This is a genomic window from Thalassovita mangrovi (genome assembly GCF_009857745.1).
In the GTDB taxonomy this organism is placed as follows: Bacteria; Pseudomonadota; Alphaproteobacteria; order Rhodobacterales; family Rhodobacteraceae; genus Thalassobius; species Thalassobius mangrovi.
The window spans coordinates 1-1,440 of sequence record NZ_WWEN01000021.1 but is presented as its reverse complement, the minus strand read 5'-3'; the positions used below and the strand labels follow the sequence as shown (position 1 = coordinate 1,440).

Here is a 1,440-nt window from a genome sequence, read left to right as displayed (position 1 = left end):
AGTACAAATGGCAGTATTAATCCACAATTTTAAAAGAAAAGGGGGGATTGGGGGGTACAGTGCAGGGGAAAGAATAGTAGACATAATAGCAACAGACATACAAACTAAAGAATTACAAAAACAAATTACAAAAATTCAAAATTTTCGGGTTTATTACAGGGACAGCAGAGATCCAGTTTGGAAAGGACCAGCAAAGCTCCTCTGGAAAGGTGAAGGGGCAGTAGTAATACAAGATAATAGTGACATAAAAGTAGTGCCAAGAAGAAAAGCAAAGATCATCAGGGATTATGGAAAACAGATGGCAGGTGATGATTGTGTGGCAAGTAGACAGGATGAGGATTAACACCCATAGAATGGCCAAGGCAAAGAGAAGAGTGGTGCAGAGAGAAAAAAGAGCAGTGGGAATAGGAGCTTTGTTCCTTGGGTTCTTGGGAGCAGCAGGAAGCACTATGGGCGCAGCGTCAATGACGCTGACGGTACAGGCCAGACAATTATTGTCTGATATAGTGCAGCAGCAGAACAATTTGCTGAGGGCTATTGAGGCGCAACAGCATCTGTTGCAACTCACAGTCTGGGGCATCAAACAGCTCCAGGCAAGAATCCTGGCTGTGGAAAGATACCTAAAGGATCAACAGCTCCTGGGGATTTGGGGTTGCTCTGGAAAACTCATTTGCACCACTGCTGTGCCGCGGCCGCAAAAAAGGGGCTCGTCCCTGTTTCCGGAGGAATTTGCAAGCGGGGTCTTGCATGACGGGGAGGCAAACCCCCGTTCGCCGCAGTCCGGCCGGCCCGAGACTCGAACCGGGGGTCCTGCGACTCAACCCTTGGAAAATAACCCTCCGGCTACAGGGAGCGAGCCACTTAATGCTTTCGCTTTCCAGCCTAACCGCTTACGCCGCGCGCGGCCAGTGGCCAAAAAAGCTAGCGCAGCAGCCGCCGCGCCTGGAAGGAAGCCAAAAGGAGCGCTCCCCCGTTGTCTGACGTCGCACACCTGGGTTCGACACGCGGGCGGTAACCGCATGGATCACGGCGGACGGCCGGATCCGGGGTTCGAACCCCGGTCGTCCGCCATGATACCCTTGCGAATTTATCCACCAGACCACGGAAGAGTGCCCGCGGCCGCTTCGAGCAGACATGATAAGATACATTGATGAGTTTGGACAAACCACAACTAGAATGCAGTGAAAAAAATGCTTTATTTGTGAAATTTGTGATGCTATTGCTTTATTTGTAACCATTATAAGCTGCAATAAACAAGTTAACAACAACAATTGCATTCATTTTATGTTTCAGGTTCAGGGGGAGATGTGGGAGGTTTTTTAAAGCAAGTAAAACCTCTACAAATGTGGTAAAATCGATAAGGATCCGGGCTGGCGTAATAGCGAAGAGGCCCGCACCGATCGCCCTTCCCAACAGTTGCGCAGCCTGAATGGCGAATGG

The 1,440-nt window shown here is 49.7% G+C and carries 2 protein-coding genes; one reads left to right on the top strand and one right to left on the bottom strand.

Translation table 11 applies throughout. The annotated features are described in order from the left end of the window. The coding region (locus GR167_RS20475; protein WP_212770061.1) for a hypothetical protein at positions 1-343 on the top strand (343 nt) is incomplete at its 5' end. Positions 344-1,224: 881 nt separating this feature from the next. On the opposite strand, the gene GR167_RS20470 is transcribed toward GR167_RS20475, so the two are convergent. After that, positions 1,225-1,440, bottom strand: a 216-nt coding sequence (locus GR167_RS20470) for a hypothetical protein (RefSeq protein ID WP_503169879.1), incomplete at its 5' end; no start/stop codon positions are given.